The 15,229-nt window shown below is 42.7% G+C and carries 16 protein-coding genes; 5 read left to right on the top strand and 11 right to left on the bottom strand.

Annotated features, from left to right (window positions below; genetic code table 11):
- Positions 1 to 17: 17 nt before the first annotated feature.
- Positions 18 to 1,244, bottom strand: coding sequence for a TIGR03862 family flavoprotein (locus LU276_RS04660; protein ID WP_284674475.1), 1,227 nt, complete (start codon positions 1,242 to 1,244; stop codon positions 18 to 20).
- A complete protein-coding gene (locus LU276_RS04655) occupies positions 1,234 to 1,902 on the bottom strand; it encodes a class I SAM-dependent methyltransferase (RefSeq protein WP_284674474.1) in 669 nt (222 codons plus the stop codon). Before LU276_RS04655 ends, LU276_RS04660 begins: the two co-directional genes overlap by 11 nt.
- A gap of 178 nt (positions 1,903 to 2,080) precedes the next feature.
- Here LU276_RS04655 and dnaQ point away from each other — a divergent pair, with 178 nt between their 5' ends.
- The 4 genes from dnaQ (at position 2,081) to LU276_RS04635 (ending at position 6,541) form a co-directional block, all read left to right on the top strand.
- Entirely contained in the window at positions 2,081 to 3,454 is a 1,374-nt protein-coding gene (gene dnaQ / locus LU276_RS04650; RefSeq protein ID WP_284674473.1) for a DNA polymerase III subunit epsilon, read from the top strand.
- A complete protein-coding gene (gene nudC, locus LU276_RS04645) occupies positions 3,451 to 4,311 on the top strand; it encodes an NAD(+) diphosphatase (protein ID WP_284674472.1) in 861 nt (286 codons plus the stop codon). The genes dnaQ and nudC overlap by 4 nt, the downstream gene beginning before the upstream one ends.
- 12 nt (positions 4,312 to 4,323) lie before the next feature.
- Positions 4,324 to 5,166 carry an RnfABCDGE type electron transport complex subunit B gene (locus LU276_RS04640; protein WP_284674471.1) on the top strand — a complete coding sequence of 281 codons (843 nt, stop codon included), beginning with the start codon at positions 4,324 to 4,326 and terminating at the stop codon, positions 5,164 to 5,166.
- A gap of 85 nt (positions 5,167 to 5,251) precedes the next feature.
- On the top strand, positions 5,252 to 6,541 hold the full coding sequence (locus LU276_RS04635) for a DUF2868 domain-containing protein (protein ID WP_284674470.1): 1,290 nt from the start codon (positions 5,252 to 5,254) through the stop codon (positions 6,539 to 6,541).
- Between the two features lie 71 nt (positions 6,542 to 6,612).
- Here the strand turns inward: LU276_RS04635 and LU276_RS04630 are convergent, their stop codons facing one another.
- The 8 genes from LU276_RS04630 to leuC form a co-directional block, all read right to left on the bottom strand.
- Positions 6,613 to 7,014, bottom strand: a complete 402-nt coding sequence (locus LU276_RS04630; RefSeq protein ID WP_284674469.1) for an ExbD/TolR family protein — start codon at positions 7,012 to 7,014, stop codon at positions 6,613 to 6,615.
- Between the two features lie 10 nt (positions 7,015 to 7,024).
- On the bottom strand, positions 7,025 to 7,576 hold the full coding sequence (locus tag LU276_RS04625) for a MotA/TolQ/ExbB proton channel family protein (RefSeq protein ID WP_284674468.1): 552 nt from the start codon (positions 7,574 to 7,576) through the stop codon (positions 7,025 to 7,027).
- A gap of 35 nt (positions 7,577 to 7,611) precedes the next feature.
- Positions 7,612 to 8,574 carry an energy transducer TonB gene (locus tag LU276_RS04620; RefSeq protein ID WP_284674467.1) on the bottom strand — a complete coding sequence of 321 codons (963 nt, stop codon included), beginning with the start codon at positions 8,572 to 8,574 and terminating at the stop codon, positions 7,612 to 7,614.
- 181 nt (positions 8,575 to 8,755) lie between these two features.
- Positions 8,756 to 9,826 (bottom strand): 3-isopropylmalate dehydrogenase, encoded by a 1,071-nt coding sequence (gene leuB, locus LU276_RS04615; RefSeq protein ID WP_284674466.1) that lies wholly within the window; start codon positions 9,824 to 9,826, stop codon positions 8,756 to 8,758.
- 19 nt (positions 9,827 to 9,845) lie between these two features.
- The gene (locus LU276_RS04610) at positions 9,846 to 10,604 is read right to left on the bottom strand and encodes a hypothetical protein (protein ID WP_284674465.1); all 759 of its coding nucleotides are present in this window, start codon (positions 10,602 to 10,604) and stop codon (positions 9,846 to 9,848) included.
- 12 nt (positions 10,605 to 10,616) lie between these two features.
- Positions 10,617 to 11,267, bottom strand: coding sequence for a 3-isopropylmalate dehydratase small subunit (gene leuD, locus LU276_RS04605; RefSeq protein WP_284674464.1), 651 nt, complete (start codon positions 11,265 to 11,267; stop codon positions 10,617 to 10,619).
- Between the two features lie 102 nt (positions 11,268 to 11,369).
- On the bottom strand, positions 11,370 to 11,903 hold the full coding sequence (locus LU276_RS04600) for a YbhB/YbcL family Raf kinase inhibitor-like protein (protein WP_284674463.1): 534 nt from the start codon (positions 11,901 to 11,903) through the stop codon (positions 11,370 to 11,372).
- A gap of 70 nt (positions 11,904 to 11,973) precedes the next feature.
- Positions 11,974 to 13,407: a 3-isopropylmalate dehydratase large subunit gene (gene leuC, locus LU276_RS04595; RefSeq protein WP_284674462.1), complete on the bottom strand. Its 1,434-nt coding sequence runs from the start codon at positions 13,405 to 13,407 to the stop codon at positions 11,974 to 11,976.
- 256 nt (positions 13,408 to 13,663) lie between these two features.
- On the opposite strand from leuC, the gene LU276_RS04590 reads away from it, so the two are divergent.
- Positions 13,664 to 14,548, top strand: coding sequence for a LysR family transcriptional regulator (locus LU276_RS04590; protein ID WP_284674461.1), 885 nt, complete (start codon positions 13,664 to 13,666; stop codon positions 14,546 to 14,548).
- A 31-nt stretch (positions 14,549 to 14,579) separates the two neighbouring features.
- Here the strand turns inward: LU276_RS04590 and ruvA are convergent, their stop codons facing one another.
- A complete protein-coding gene (gene ruvA / locus LU276_RS04585) occupies positions 14,580 to 15,203 on the bottom strand; it encodes a Holliday junction branch migration protein RuvA (RefSeq protein WP_284674460.1) in 624 nt (207 codons plus the stop codon).
- Positions 15,204 to 15,229: the final 26 nt, after the last annotated feature.

Genomic DNA, 15,229 nt, shown 5'->3' with positions numbered 1-15,229 from the left:
TCATTGCTGTTATTGGGCTATGTTTTGGTATTTTTATTCAATAAGGTAGCTATATGATGCCCTACCGCTCGACCCATGGCAAGACAAGCAGTTAATAGATAACCACCTGTAGGTGCATCCCAATCCACCATCTCTCCTACTACGAATAGGTGTGGATTGTGTCGTGATTGCAGGGTGTGATTTAATGCTGATAATTTCACCCCACCACCTGTGCTAATCGCTTCATCTATAGGACGAAAGCCGTCAAAATAAATTGGTAATGCCTTGATAAAACTAGCCATTTTTTGAAAATCTGACCAATCGTTTTTGTTGGTGCATTCTCTTAATAAAGCGGTTTTAATGGGGTCAAGCCCTATTTTTCGACACAGGTTATTTAAAGATTGTTTTTTGGTTTGCGTAAAGACTTTGGTAATGAATTGGGGCGACTTATCAGGCAACAAATCAAGCGTTAGGCAGATTTTTCCTTGCGTGTCTAGTTCATCTTTCATGGAGCGATTAAGTTTATAGATAACACCGCTTTCCATGCCATAATGACTGATGATGATATCGCCATAATCTGTATGCTTACCAACACTTGCCCTTACTCGCTTTAATGCCTGCCCAAAGTGGCTGTGCATAAAAGGCGACCATGTACGCTCTATGCCAACATTGCTAGCATAAAGAGGGGTTAGCTCATCTTGACCAAACCACGCTTGCCACGCCCCATCACTACCCAAGCGAGCATATGAGCCACCACCGCACGCCAAGATAATAATATCAAAAGACCGACTAATTACCCCTATCGGCTGACCATCTTTATCATGTATGCTAAAAGTTGCCATGTCATCATGAATGTCAGTACAACGATGTCGATAGTAGATGCACACACCCTGTTCATCTAGACGGTGCAACCACGCTCTTAGTAGTGCTGACGCTTTCATTTGCGTAGGGAAAATTCGTCCGCTTGAGCCAATATAACTGTCAATACCAAGTCCACTCATCCACGCTTGAATGTCATTAGCATGAAACTGACGCACCCAGTTACCGATACGCACATCGCTATAACGAGTGATGAACTCATCAAGTGGCTCACTGTGCGAGATGTTTAGCCCTGTTTTGCCCGCCATGAGTAGCTTTCTACCAGCTGTTGGCATCTGTTCATAGACCTGCACACTAATGCCTGATGCCGAAAGTATTTCTGCTGCCATAAGCCCTGATGCCCCTGCCCCAATGATGGCAACAATGGGCGTATGATTATGCGTCATGGTCTGCTTGTATGGCTTGATTGCTTTTTTGACCATCAGCATCATCAAAACGAGTTTGGTAGTAGTTGGGCTTTAAGATGGTCAATTCTTGACAAACTTCACCCCGTGCTAGGTACTTAATTTCAAAATGTGTACGAACAGAATCACTCTTAATCACACATCGTTCATAAGGCAGTAGCCACACTTCATCAAGTAGTTTTTGTGCTTCGTCAATGTATTCACCAATGTTACCGGCGATTGTAATGGTTGCCCCTGCTTTTAGTCGTGATACCAAAAACTCAAAAAATGGCATATTCAGCCAACGCTGATTTTTGTTGGCAGGTTCTGGATTGGGGTATAAAATGAATACGCCATCTAAAGAATTGGGCAGGATATGATGTGCGGTATAAGCAATGGCATCGGCATGTACAGCAGTCAGATTATCCAGATTTTCACCATCCGCTTGTTTTTTGAATGCCAAAAACTTCTCTTGAGTGCGTTCGATGGCGATAATATGTTTATCAGGATTTTGTTTGGCAAACGATAAGGCATGTTTTCCCTTGCCTGCACCAATTTCAAGAAATAAGGGACGAGTAGTAAAAATGGGCGTAGTGCCTTTTGGGGCAAAAATAGCATCAGTGCGGAACTGGCGTTCAAAGCGATGAGATAATTCGGTCATGGCAGATTACTGGTTGATTAAAACTTTATAATTGGGCGAATGATAAGACCTTATTATAACAAATTTGTCATAAAAAACTGCACAAATCTACGAATTTTTACCTTTAGCCCTGCCTTTAAAATGACAAAACAAGCATGATGATTTATAATGACGCATCATTTATCTTTGGTGGTGGTTTATGAAAGATTTTATTGTTGCATATACAGATGGGGCTTGTAAGGGTAATGGCAAGCAAGGTGCATCAGTGGGTGGCTTTGGGGCACACATTTTATACCCTAATGGCGATATACTAAATATATGGGGCGGAGAGAGCGACACAACGAATAACCGCATGGAGCTAATGGCGGCAATTGTTGCCCTAAAGCGTACACCCTTTAAGATGCCCATTCAGATTTGGACAGATTCTGGCTATGTCAAAGACGGTATTACCAAATGGATTTTTAACTGGAAAAATAACGGCTGGAAAAAAGCTGATAAAAAGCCCGTGCTAAATGTTGAGCTTTGGCAGGAGCTTGATCAATTAACACAAGGTCGTAGCATTGATTGGCAATGGATTAAAGGTCATGCAGGTCATGCAGGCAATGAGATGGCAGACATACTTGCCAATCAAGGCGTTCTGGGTGCAGGCGAGTCATTCATTGCTCACGATGGTAATGACAATCAAAATAATAACAACGACAATGACTCAACTGTCGGTCAAAAAAACACTCATATAGCAGACAATAATAACCAATCAGCAGACAATGCAGACGACAGATCATCTGCATCGCTTGGCTTTACCATCAGCCCAGATGACAACCAAAATCCCAATTATGATGGCAATACCCGCAGGGTTAATCCGGACTTTTGGGCAATATTACCAAAACCTGTCAATCGTGGTGTCAGCAACCGACAACTGATTATGGATACAGAAACCACAGGTTTTGATGACCGAGGTGGCGACCGCATTGTTGAGGTGGGTATTGTTGAGATGGTTGGTCGCCGTTTTACTGGCAACAAACTACATGTCTATATCAACCCTGACAAAGTAATGGATGAAGAGGTCATTCGAGTGCATGGTATCGCCAATGAATTTTTGGTGGATAAACCAAAGTTTGCTGATGTGGCTCATGCCATTTATGAATTCATGGTGGATAGCGAAATCATAGCACATAACGCATCATTTGATATGCGGTTTTTGAACATGGAATTTGCCAAAGTGGGACTGAGAGATTTTCACGAGCGTGTCAAAGTAACCGACTCGCTTGCCATCGCCAAAGAACTCTACCCTGGTCAAAAAAACTCTCTTGATGCACTCGTGCGTCGTTTAGATGTCGGTAAACAAGATCGTACTTTCCACGGAGCTTTATTAGACTCTGAGATTTTAGCAGAAGTTTATCTTGCCATGACAGGCGGACAAATTGCCATGCACATGGAATATACAGATGACGATGGCTCTGGTCTAACCGCTGCATCGGGCTTTTCTAGCTTGGCAGAATTTGCAACCATGCTTAAAGCATCAGTCAGCGATGAGTCTGCCGACCAAGCGTGGCGTGAATCGGTGCTATCATGACTGTTCGTTACTTTGTGATTGACAAAGACAGCGTACTGTGTGATGAGCAAAGCTGTCCTGTGCTTTTTGTTGGACCATTTCATGATCAGATGATATCCTTAGCATTTGGCGAGATTCATGGTAACAAGCCTACCAGTAGTAGCCTAGATATCCATCCATTTGCCATCTCAAAAGATGACGCTCTTAATGCCAAGCTCATCGGTATGCACGGCAATATCTGCGTTCATGCCAAGCATAAGTCCCTACAGTTTTTGAGCTATCGTCATATCGTAGGCATGCTAGATACATCAATGGCACAAACCATTAGCCGTGCCATACAGCTGATCTTATGGCAAAGCGACCACCGTTTTTGTTCTCGCTGCGGCAAACCCACCCATGTTCATCAGTACGAACACGCCATGGTCTGTCGCCATTGTCATCATAGAGCCTATCCACGAGTACAACCCTGTGTCATCGTCGCCATTACTCGTGTTTGTCCTGATACCCATTGTCGCCAGATACTACTTGCTCATCATCACCACCACAAAGATACAGGCATGTATGGTCTGATTGCAGGCTTTATAGAGGCAGGCGAGTCGCTAGAGGCGGCGGTAGTTCGTGAAGTGCAAGAGGAAGTTGGACTATGTATCACGAATGCCAGATATCTAAGTAGTCAGCCATGGCCTTATCCAAGCAATCTAATGCTTGGCTTTATTGCTGATTATCAAAGTGGTAACATTCACCTACAGGAGAATGAACTGGCTGATGCACAGTTTTTTGATATCAAGCATTTGCCAAAAATACCCAGTAAAGGCACGATAGCTTACGAGCTTATTCAAGCAGTCGTTCGCATTGACGAATCTTTATCCGCCATTTGAATTTGATAAAATATGAGCATCGCTACCGACCGATTAGACAACCTTCCTGTACTATTCTCACCATTAACCCTAGATGAGATTGACAAGAACAAACGCATCGCCATCGCACAGATAGATGCCATCTTGCCACAAACCCAATGTGGGCAATGTGGGCATCACGATGGTTGCCTGCCTTATGCTCACGGTGTCATCATGAATCAAGAACCACCAAATTTATGCGTACCAGGTGGTCAGGTGGTTACTGATGGTATCACACAGATTTTGGGTGTTCTACCCATGACTGCCACACCAAGCAAATGGCAAACCGACCCCAAGACAAACCGACCCAGTGAGATGCGTGCCGTCATACAAGAAGCAGACTGTATTGGCTGCACTAAGTGTATTCCTGCCTGCCCTGTTGATGCCATCATCGGCACAGCCAAACACATGCACAGTATCATTACCGAGCTTTGTACAGGTTGCGAATTATGTCTGATTCCATGCCCTGTGGACTGCATTGATTTGGTTGCACATGTACGCACACTTGATGATACGGCTCGCACCCAAGAGCAAAATCATCTCCGACAACGCTACCATCAGCATTTAAACCGTGTTGAAGCCACCATTAAGCAAGGTGCAAAACCTGTGGTCAGTACTGTCGAGTCAGCGATGGCAAATGTCCTAAGCACCACCCACAATCACACCACCACGCCAAACATTGACCCAATCACAGCAAAAAACACCATCGTTGCTGCCAAACTTAGAACTCAGATTAAAAAACTCAATAAGCAGTTATCTATACATGATAATGACGAAATACGGACAAAGTTAGCACAATTAACCGAGCAGTTACAATCATTAGAACATGACTCATGACGCTTGATTGAGTCATTATTTACCAGACAATTGCTTTTAATCATCTTAAATCATCTCTCCAACGCCACTTTAATCAGGTGATGTTATGACACACGCCCCAAACCACGAGCATACCGAATTGGTACGCCGACTTGAAGAAAACCGTTTTATTTTTGCTCAAAATCCAAAGACCATCACAGACGCCATCAAAACAGATACTGGTACACCCCTTGACAAAATCCTAACCAGAGCATACAGGATTGACAGTAATGGTAAAATTGCAAGCACACTAACCCAGTCCAAAAAACTCATCAAAGGCTCATCGCAACTGCTTAGTATGGGATGTTTTTTGCTTGGGTTTGTCGGTGTTTTTGGATTGCTTGGCTCACAGGTGGTGAATTTCTTTTATGTGGTACTGGCAGTACTAGGCTGGCATACTTTATCAATGCTTTGGTGGCTATACAGCCTATTTAGACGAGATGATGAGTCTTTTTTTATGGTGGTTTATGAACAACTTACTCTAAAAAAACCATTGCTGTACCAACTCATCAATCCTGACAACCCCACTGTTCTTGAACACGCATTCGCTCTGCAATCCGACATTCATCGCCCCATCAAAAGATGGTATATAGGCAAAATCATACATCAAGCTTGGCTGTCGTCTTTGTTTGGAACATTAGTGGCATTGCTGTGTTTATTCTTATTTCGTCATTATGACTTTATATGGGAATCTACCTTATTGACCGACATACATTTTGCCAAGTTCATGAATTTGTTTGGGGCCTTGCCTACTGTTTTTGGTTTTGATTTACCCAGTGCGGATATGCCCAAAAGCGAACAGAACGCTCGGTTTGCTTGGCTTACCATGCTATGTATCGTTTTATATGGTATCTTGCCTAGATTGATGGGTTATGTGGTATGCGTGGTGAAATCTGCTACTTATTTTACGATTGATATCAAGTCTTATTATTATGCCAATTTAATTCGTCAATTTAGTCAGCATATCATTGATCAAGATGATCATCGCCCAGACACACTAAGTAGCCAGCCCATCATTGATGTGCATGATAAATCATTCATCTTAGCAACGTTAGAATACCCCATGAATGATGCCATTAACACAACAGAACCTGTGAATATCTGCCATGAATTTGGAGTAATTAACGATAAAAATAGCTTAATGCTTGCCATCAACACCGCCAAACAAGCCAATGCTTTCATTTATCTTATCATTGATGTGCATATTTTGCCCGACCGTGGCATGGTAAGACGGATTATGGCATTGGCACAGACAGGCTTAGTGGTTCGCTTAGCAGGTATTGATGATGCTCAAAATAGCCATCATCATACATGGCAACAAAAACTAAAAGAGCTTGGTGTGATGATGGTTGAATGAACAACTTTTCTTCATCGGCAAAATCTTTGTAAAAAATAAGCCTGTCATCAAGGCTTATTTTTTATTTAGAATCACTCACTCACAAAAGCAATTTTAGATAGTCCTGCACTACTTGCCGTTGCCAATACTTGTGCAACCATATCGTATTTGCCTTCACGGTCAGCACGCAGATGCACTTGTGGGTCATCGCCCTTAGCGACTTCATTCCCAAAGCGTTGTTCCAGCTCAGCAAGGCTAATTTTCTCACTGTCCCAGTAGATATCACCATGACTATCAATACTAATTTGTAGTACTTGGGGTGGTTGTTCATTGACGGTAGCAGTGGTCTTTGGCAGATCTAGTGGTACAGTCGGATTTAGAACCGTTGCCGTTACCAAAAAGATAATCATGAGTACAAGCATGATGTCAATGAGTGGAATAAGATTCATTTCACTCATGCCTTGATTGTCGCTGTCTCCCAGTTCAAAAGCCATCGCTTACTCCTTATTTGGCGGTTTCTGCCAAGATTTGATGTGCGGTATCATTAGCAACATGAATGGCACGGCGGTTCATGCGAGTGGCAATATTGTAAAATAGTACCGCAGGGATAGCAACCGCCAAGCCTAAACCTGTCATAATCAGTGCTTCGCCCACCGGTCCTGCCACCTGTGCCAAGCCAGCTTGTCCACTTTTAGCGATGCTATGTAGAGCATGAAAGATACCCCAAACCGTACCAAACAAACCAATGAATGGTGCGATAGCAGCAGTCGTACCTAAAATCGGTAGACCTTTTTCCATCTCAAAACGATAGTTGGCAATTTTTTGCAATAATTTTTGCTCAACAATCATTTTTCTTTGGCTAAATTCCAAACCAGCCACATCCGCACTTGGCAAGACGGACTGTCTTAGATCATCGCCAATGTGTTTGCCCAGTCGAGATGACTGTACAACACGCACAATGCCTGCTACCCACGAGATGATAGATAGGGCAAATAAGATGAAGAATAAAGCCTTACTAACGGCGTCAGTATGACCCCAATAAAATGCAAAATCCATAAAACTTCCTCATAAAAATCTAAATTTTTATTAAACTAACGAATATTAAAGCTCATCGGTAAAACTGCCGTACCTTGAGCTGGATTACCCCGCTCATCTTTAAAGGGATTAAAAGATGCTGCTCTAATAGCTTTGATAATCTGCCTATCAACATTCTTACCCAAGCCAGTATTTACCCCTGTGGCACTGATGATTCTGCCCTTTTCATCAATTTTTAGATGAACGGTAAATGATATGGTGCCAACTTTAGCATTCTCACTCACTTCAACATTGGAAAAATTTGGCTTGCGTCGCCAACTGGCATTCGCTTTAGCGGCAGAAATGGTGATATCACCAATTTGAGTGCCTGTACCACGACCAATTTGATTACTGGCATGATTGGATGCGTTGTTTGCTTTTGCGGCAGCTTCAGCCTCTGCCCTTGCTTTGGCGTCTGCTTCAGCTTTTGCACGAGCATCTGCTTCGGCTCTAGCTTTCGCTTCCGCCTCTGCTTTTTGTCGTGCTGCTTCGGCGGCAGCCTTTTCTAGTCTTTGTCTTTCCGCTTCGGCTCTTTGTTGAGCCTCCCATCTTGCTTGTGCTTCAGCCTGTTGCTTTGCTAAAATTTCCGCTTGGCGATTGACTTCTTGCGGATCTAATTGTGGCTCTTGTTGTTTGCGTGGCTCACTTGGTGGGGGTTTTAACTGGGGCTGTTCTTTGACTGGCTCAGCTTTCGGCTTGGGAGCTGGTGGTCGTGGATCAGGATTTTTTTCAACTTTTGGAGCGGTGATGGGCTTGATGGGTTTTAGCATGGGGACAACCTCATCTAGCACTTGTTCAATCTTGACTTCTTTGACAGGCTCAATAATTTCCACCTTGATAGGTGGCGTGATTTTTAGTGTTTTTAGCTCAGGAAATTCCATTTTTGCCAAGCCCGCAGCCACTAAACCATGCAATGCAAGTGCGACCCCAAGGGCGATCAGTTTGATGTTATTTTTAGAGATAGAATTGACATCACTCATGTTAGCCTACTGCTTTATGATATAATATACCGACAGGAACGGACGGCATACCGAAAATTTAATGGGTATATTTTCCATCTAAGAAAACTTATTATAACATAATGAGAATAGTTTGCAAATAAAAAAATATCATAAAAAAGCAGAGACATCTGATCTCTGCTTTATCTTTCATGCAATGCACTTACATTGCATTTAGCACCGCCTCCCCCATCTTGCTACAGCTGACCAATTTAGTACCCTCTTCATAGATATCTGCCGTGCGATAGCCATCTGCCAACACTTTTTGTACCGCACATTCCACTTGCTTGGCACGACTTTCATCGCCCAAGCTATAGCGAAGAAGCATCGCAAGCGATAAAATGGTCGCCAGCGGATTTGCCTTATCCTGTCCTGCAATATCAGGAGCAGAGCCATGGCTTGGTTCATAAAGCCCCTTGCCGTTTTCATCAAGGCTTGCTGACGGTAGCATGCCAATGGAGCCTGTCAGCATGCTTGCTTGGTCGGATAAGATATCACCAAAAATATTGCCTGTAGCAACAACATCAAACTGCTTAGGGTTTTTGACCAGTTGCATTGCCGCATTATCCACATACATATGAGACAGCTCAACCTCTGGATATTCTTTTGCCATATCAGTAAAAATTTGTTTCCACAGTTCGGTGGTTTCTAGTACATTCGCCTTATCCACAGAGCACAATTTTTTATTTCTTTTTTGGGCGGCTTCAAAAGATACTTTGGCAATGCGACGAATCTCACTCTCGCTATATTGCATCGTATTAAAGCCCTCACGCTCGCCTTTATCGTTGGTAATAATACCTCGTGGTTCACCAAAATAAATATCGCCTGTCAGCTCTCGCACGATTAAAATATCTAGCCCTGATACGATTTCAGGCTTTAAAGTGGAAGCGTTCGCTAATTCTTTGTAAAGAATCGCAGGACGCAAATTGGCAAACAAATTTAAGTCTTTACGAATTGCCAAAAGCCCTCGCTCTGGGCGTAATGGGCGGTCTAAATTGTCATATTGTGGCGACCCCACCGCTCCCAATAATACCGCATCGGCTTTACGCACAATCTCTTGAGTTTGGGTAGGATACGGCGAGCCATAAGCATCATAAGCCTCTCCGCCCAATTTGGCGTATTTGTAGCTGACCTCTAAGCCTTGTTCAATCAGCTTATCCAAAACTTTAACCGCTTGGGCAACAATTTCAGGTCCAATACCGTCACCGTTTAAAATTACGATGTGTTTTGTCATAGTTTTTTCCTTTTTAAGATTATTCAAATTGCCCTGTCAGCCAATAATTACCGAAAATCACATTTCCTGACTTTGGCACATCATCAAACATATCAAGGTCAAAAACAGCTTCATACTCACCGCCATAGGTGCTAGCACGACACCAATAAAACTCACGATTTGTAATGGTATTGGTTCGTTTTTCAGCTTCAATGACAGTAAGTCCTGCTAAGACAATAGCAGTTGGTTCGTCCTGTTCATCATCGGAAAACATACCGCTTGGCGAAAAAAATTCCGAACTAAAACCAAGTTCATTATCATCTCGTTTTTGCCAATCATTAAAAGCATCTACATCAGCAAAAATATCAACATCTTCAGCAAATAATGTCAAAAAAGCGGTGCGAATTTTGTCATCGGCTTGATAATCCAAATAATTGGGCAGTTCAACAGTTAATGGGTAGATACCGTCACACCAACCATCATCTTTATCATATTCGCTCACATTAAGCCAGCCACAAGCCATGCCATCGCCAAATTGTCCTTGTTCAATCGGAGCAACCGCATTCATACCAAATATTTGTGATGTTTTTGGTGAAAAGCACGGAAATACATTGACGATTTCTCTGCTGTCATTATTACCACAAAGCCAAATTTGCACCCCACTTGGGTCGGTATAACTTAAATAACTTAGCTTATCGTGCGTACTACGATGTTCAGCATATGGTAAAATTTTTTCAATAATTTCACCAATGTCATCATTTGACTCAATAATAAATCCAACTGCTGAAAAATGGCTCATTTTTTATCCCTTTTATGCGTTTAATTCAGCAAACACCCACGGTCTCTCCGCACGGGCTTTTTCTTCAAATGCCTTGATATCATCGGCATTTTGCAAGGTCAAGCCAATATCATCTAAGCCATTTAATAGGCAGTGTTTGCGAAAGCCATCTACTTCAAAGGCATATTCTTTACCGCTTGGACTAATGACTTTTTGATGTTCCAAATCTACGGTTAATTGATAGCCAACATTTTCAAAACATTTTTTAAATAATTCATCAACTTCGCTTTCTGTTAATATCACAGGGAGCATGCCATTTTTAAAGCAGTTGTTATAAAAAATATCGGCAAAACTTGGAGCAATCACGGTGCGAAAACCATACTCATTTAATGCCCAAGGGGCGTGTTCACGGCTAGAGCCACAACCAAAATTGTCTCGTGCCAACAGAATCGTTGCTCCTTGATAACGCTCTTGGTTTAATACAAAGTCAGGGTTCTTTGGGCGTTTAGAAATATCTTGACCTAAAAAGCCTTCGTCCAGATAACGCAGTTCATCAAATAAATTATCGCCAAAACCTGTGCGTTTAATGGATTTTAAAAACTGCTTAGGAATAATCAAATCCGTATCCACATTGGCACGGTCTAAGGGGGCGACGATACCGATTTGTTTGGTGTATTGTTTCATAATTTTTGCCTTTTTGTAAGGTGCGTATTACACACATAAGAGTTTTTTCTTTCAGTGGTGCGTGATACGCACATTACTTTTATTTTATCTTTTAATTTAAACTTACCAGCTATAATAAGCCGTCAAACTTGCTGTTGCCAACACTTTACCATTTAAATTAAATCCCAATACCGCAGGGCTAATCGTGGTTGGTAAATCTAGCATTTCATTTAAGGCGTACAAGGTAAAAATATAACGGTGCGGTTTGTCGCCTTGCGGGGGAAATGCCCCAATAAAGCCGTCCAATCCTGCGTCATTTTTTAATTCCAAAACGCCATTGCCAAAATCATTAGATTGACCTTTTGGTAATTCAGTCCAATCAGCAGGAATATTAAACGCATTCCAATGCCAAAACCCTGAGCCTGTTGGTGCGTCTGGGTCATACATGGTCAGCACAAAACTCTTGGTTTCGCTTGGAGCATTTTCCCATTTTAGTTCTGGGCTAACATTGCCCCCTGTGTAGCCCCAAATATTGGCGACATAGTCGCTTGATAGCGTGCTACCTTCGCTAATGTCGGCACATTTTAATACCATTTCGCCTTGTGGTTGGGCGGGTTGGCGGACTTCCAAATAAGGGTTTAAAGATAAATCGTTCATATTCAGCTCCTTTTAAAATTTGACGATATTTGGTAAGGCAGTCCATGTGATAATGAACTGCCTAACTGCATTAAGCAACTGTTCTGACATCCACAAAATGCCCATGAATTGCCGCTGCCGCTGCCATAGCAGGGCTAACAAGGTGCGTACGACCGCCATTACCTTGACGACCTTCAAAGTTACGGTTAGATGTGCTGGCACAATGCTCGCCTGCTTGTAGCTTATCAGCATTCATCGCAAGACACATTGAACAGCCCGGCTGTCGCCACTCAAACCCCGCCTCTATAAAGATTTTATCCAAGCCTTGTTCTTCAGCTTGTTTTTTGACAAGTCCAGAGCCTGCCACTACCATCGCTTGCTTAATCGTGGGAGCGACTTTTTTGCCTTTGACAATTTTAGCAGCTTCTTGCAAATCTTCAATCCGAGAATTGGTACAAGAGCCAATAAATACACGGTCAAGAGCAATATCACTCAAAGATTGACCGCCTGTTAGCCCCATGTATTGATAAGCTCTTGCCCAGTCGCTTTTTTGGACATCGTCTCGTGCGTCATCAAGCATTGGCACATTAGCAGATACAGGAATGACCATTTCAGGCGAAGTCCCCCATGAGATTTGTGGTTCAATTTCATCGCCATTGATTACCACCACTGTATCAAAATGGGCGTCATCATCAGAATGCAAGGTCTGCCAATATGCCACTGCACGCTCCCAATTCTCGCCGGTTGGGGCATAAGGACGACCTTTGACATAGTCTATCGTCTTATCATCTACTGCCACAAGACCAACCCTAGCACCGCCCTCAATCGCCATATTGCATACAGTCATACGCCCCTCAATGGACATATCACGAAATACCTGACCGCCAAATTCAATCGCATAGCCTGTTCCGCCTGCCGTGCCAATCTTGCCAATAATTGCCAAAATCACATCTTTAGGGGTTACACCTTTGCCCAATTTACCATCAACACGCACAAGCATATTTTTCATTTTTTTGGCAACCAAGCATTGAGTGGCAAGCACATGCTCAACTTCACTAGTACCAATACCATGTGCCAAACAACCCAAAGCTCCATGCGTTGCAGTATGGCTATCGCCACACACCACCGTCATGCCAGGCAAGGTCAGACCCTGCTCTGGTCCTACCACGTGCACAATGCCCTGACGCTCATCATTAATGCCAAATTGCATGACATTAAAAGCTCTACAGTTATCATCAAGCGTTTTGACTTGAATGCGAGAGATGTCATCTTCAATGCCTGATATGCCCTCTGCACGCTCTTTGGGTGAGGTAGGGACATTATGGTCAGGCGTTGCAATATTCGCCGACAATCTCCAAGGGGTGCGATTTGCCAAAGCCAAGCCCTCAAACGCCTGCGGACTGGTTACCTCGTGCAATAATTGGCGGTCAATATAGATAAGCGATGAGCCATCATCACGCTGTTTGACCAAATGGTCGTCCCACAATTTATCATAAAGCGTCTTTGGTGAATTGGTGCCTGCCATTGTTCTCTCCGAATTAATCATGGTCTGGGTTATGAATGATTTTATTATAGCATAGGTTAATGATAAATCTAATTTATCATTTTTATATTTTAAAAAAATTATGGAATGAATTATTCATTATTTATTTTACCATTTTTTATGCCAAAATACGCATTCTTGTGCAGCATACCAGACCAATTGATAAAAATATAAAATTTTTATTTATTTACAAACTTTTTTTTATTAAAATAGGCATAGTTATTTACAGGAATTTATCATGAATACCATCAATTTAACAACTTTTGTTACCGTCATGCAAACAGGAAGTATATCTGGAGCGGCAGAGAAACTATTTATTACGCAGCCTGCGGTAAGTAAACGCATCAAGAATCTTGAAAGCGAGTTCGGAGTGGCGTTATTTGATACCATTGGTCGTGGCATCATTGCCACCCCTGCAGCACATGAGCTGTTGCCTTATGCCAAAAAATGGCTAGAGGATTATGAATCCTGTCGTTCCAGTCTTCAGCATTCCAAAGAAACGGTGAGTGGTCGGCTAGTCATCGGCACAAGTCATCACATCGGCTTGCACCATCTCGCTCCTGTACTAAAACGCTTCATTCAGATGCACCCCACAGTGCAACTAGAAGTGCAGTTCATGGATTCTGAAGAAGCACATAAAGCCGTGCTTGATGGTGATGTTAGCTTGGCATTTTTGACACTACCGCCGACCTATGATTTAAGATTGAATTACCACACCTTATGGTCAGACCCACTATACTTTGTAACAGGCACCTTAAGTACACTTGCCCAAAAGAGCGGGGTTACGCTACTTCAGCTTGCCCATCACCCCGCCATACTACCTGCAGCAAATACTTTTACCAGTCAGATTACCTTAGCTGAGTTCAACCGCAGTAACCTGCGTCCTTATGCAACCATGACCACCAACCCCTTAGAATCTATCCGTATGCTAGTATCCATCGGATTGGGTTGGTCGGTATTGCCAGAGACGCTCATCAATCAAGATTTGGTTAAAATTGACATGGCAGATGACATTGAGCTACAGCGTCATCTAGGTGTAGTTACCAACCCAAATCTAACTCGTTCAGCAAGCACTCAGGCGTTACTAGATTTGCTATCTATTGCTGACATACAAGCAAAATAAAAATAAAGCAACCTAGCCCAAGTTTGGTTAGCTAACTGGCAAGCTGTTTTAAAGTAGCTTTTAGTAGGCTTGAGATGTCTATGGTTTCTAGTCCAAGCTGAGCTTGCTTGATTGCGTGCTGAGCCTCCTTTTCTTTGTAGCCTAGCCCCATCAAGGCACTTTCTACCTCAGCAATGATGTGCATTTGATTGTATTCAACCACATTTTCATCAAAAAACTCCCCATGACCGCCAAATTCAGCCACGCCACCAAATTCTACCAACTTACCTTTTAGCTCAATGATGAGCCTTTGGGCGGTTTTTTTGCCAATACTAGGAACACGAACCAATGCCGAGTCATCTTCTTGCTCTACCGCCTGCTTTAGTTCGCTGGCGGATAAAGTTGATAGCATGGCTAGTGCCATTTTTGCTCCGACGCCATTGATTTTAATCAACTTTCTAAAGACATCTCGGTCTTGTTTTTGGATAAAGCCATATAATAGTTGTGCATCTTCTCGAACATATAAATGTGTATAAATTTGCGTTTGTTCATTTAAAGACAGCTGACAGAATGACGGTATGGGCAACTCAATCTCATAACCCACACCACTTGCTGTCATCACACACGCCAACGGTGCATTCAAATAACACACCACCCCTTGAATCAGTCCCATCATAGTTTTCCAACCTTATTAACTTTAAT

It is taken from the genome of Moraxella haemolytica (assembly GCF_030177935.1).
GTDB lineage: Bacteria > Pseudomonadota > Gammaproteobacteria > Pseudomonadales > Moraxellaceae > Moraxella > Moraxella haemolytica.
The sequence above is the reverse complement of the archived record's forward strand: the minus strand, read 5'-3'. Positions and strand labels throughout refer to the sequence as shown.

What these genes read in the sequence shown, in the direction of transcription:
- LU276_RS04590 (WP_284674461.1), top strand. Translation starts at nt 13,664, where the DNA reads ATGAATACCATCAATTTAACAACTTTTGTTACCGTCATGCAAACAGGA.
- LU276_RS04635 (WP_284674470.1), top strand. Translation starts at nt 5,252, where the DNA reads ATGACACACGCCCCAAACCACGAGCATACCGAATTGGTACGCCGACTT.
- LU276_RS04660 (WP_284674475.1), bottom strand. Translation starts at nt 1,244, where the DNA reads ATGACGCATAATCATACGCCCATTGTTGCCATCATTGGGGCAGGGGCA.
- leuC (WP_284674462.1), bottom strand. Translation starts at nt 13,407, where the DNA reads ATGGCAGGCACCAATTCACCAAAGACGCTTTATGATAAATTGTGGGAC.
- LU276_RS04610 (WP_284674465.1), bottom strand. Translation starts at nt 10,604, where the DNA reads ATGAGCCATTTTTCAGCAGTTGGATTTATTATTGAGTCAAATGATGAC.
- LU276_RS04655 (WP_284674474.1), bottom strand. Translation starts at nt 1,902, where the DNA reads ATGACCGAATTATCTCATCGCTTTGAACGCCAGTTCCGCACTGATGCT.
- LU276_RS04625 (WP_284674468.1), bottom strand. Translation starts at nt 7,576, where the DNA reads ATGGATTTTGCATTTTATTGGGGTCATACTGACGCCGTTAGTAAGGCT.
- LU276_RS04630 (WP_284674469.1), bottom strand. Translation starts at nt 7,014, where the DNA reads ATGGCTTTTGAACTGGGAGACAGCGACAATCAAGGCATGAGTGAAATG.
- leuD (WP_284674464.1), bottom strand. Translation starts at nt 11,267, where the DNA reads ATGAAACAATACACCAAACAAATCGGTATCGTCGCCCCCTTAGACCGT.
- leuB (WP_284674466.1), bottom strand. Translation starts at nt 9,826, where the DNA reads ATGACAAAACACATCGTAATTTTAAACGGTGACGGTATTGGACCTGAA.
- LU276_RS04600 (WP_284674463.1), bottom strand. Translation starts at nt 11,903, where the DNA reads ATGAACGATTTATCTTTAAACCCTTATTTGGAAGTCCGCCAACCCGCC.
- ruvA (WP_284674460.1), bottom strand. Translation starts at nt 15,203, where the DNA reads ATGATGGGACTGATTCAAGGGGTGGTGTGTTATTTGAATGCACCGTTG.
- LU276_RS04640 (WP_284674471.1), top strand. Translation starts at nt 4,324, where the DNA reads ATGAGCATCGCTACCGACCGATTAGACAACCTTCCTGTACTATTCTCA.
- LU276_RS04620 (WP_284674467.1), bottom strand. Translation starts at nt 8,574, where the DNA reads ATGAGTGATGTCAATTCTATCTCTAAAAATAACATCAAACTGATCGCC.
- dnaQ (WP_284674473.1), top strand. Translation starts at nt 2,081, where the DNA reads ATGAAAGATTTTATTGTTGCATATACAGATGGGGCTTGTAAGGGTAAT.
- nudC (WP_284674472.1), top strand. Translation starts at nt 3,451, where the DNA reads ATGACTGTTCGTTACTTTGTGATTGACAAAGACAGCGTACTGTGTGAT.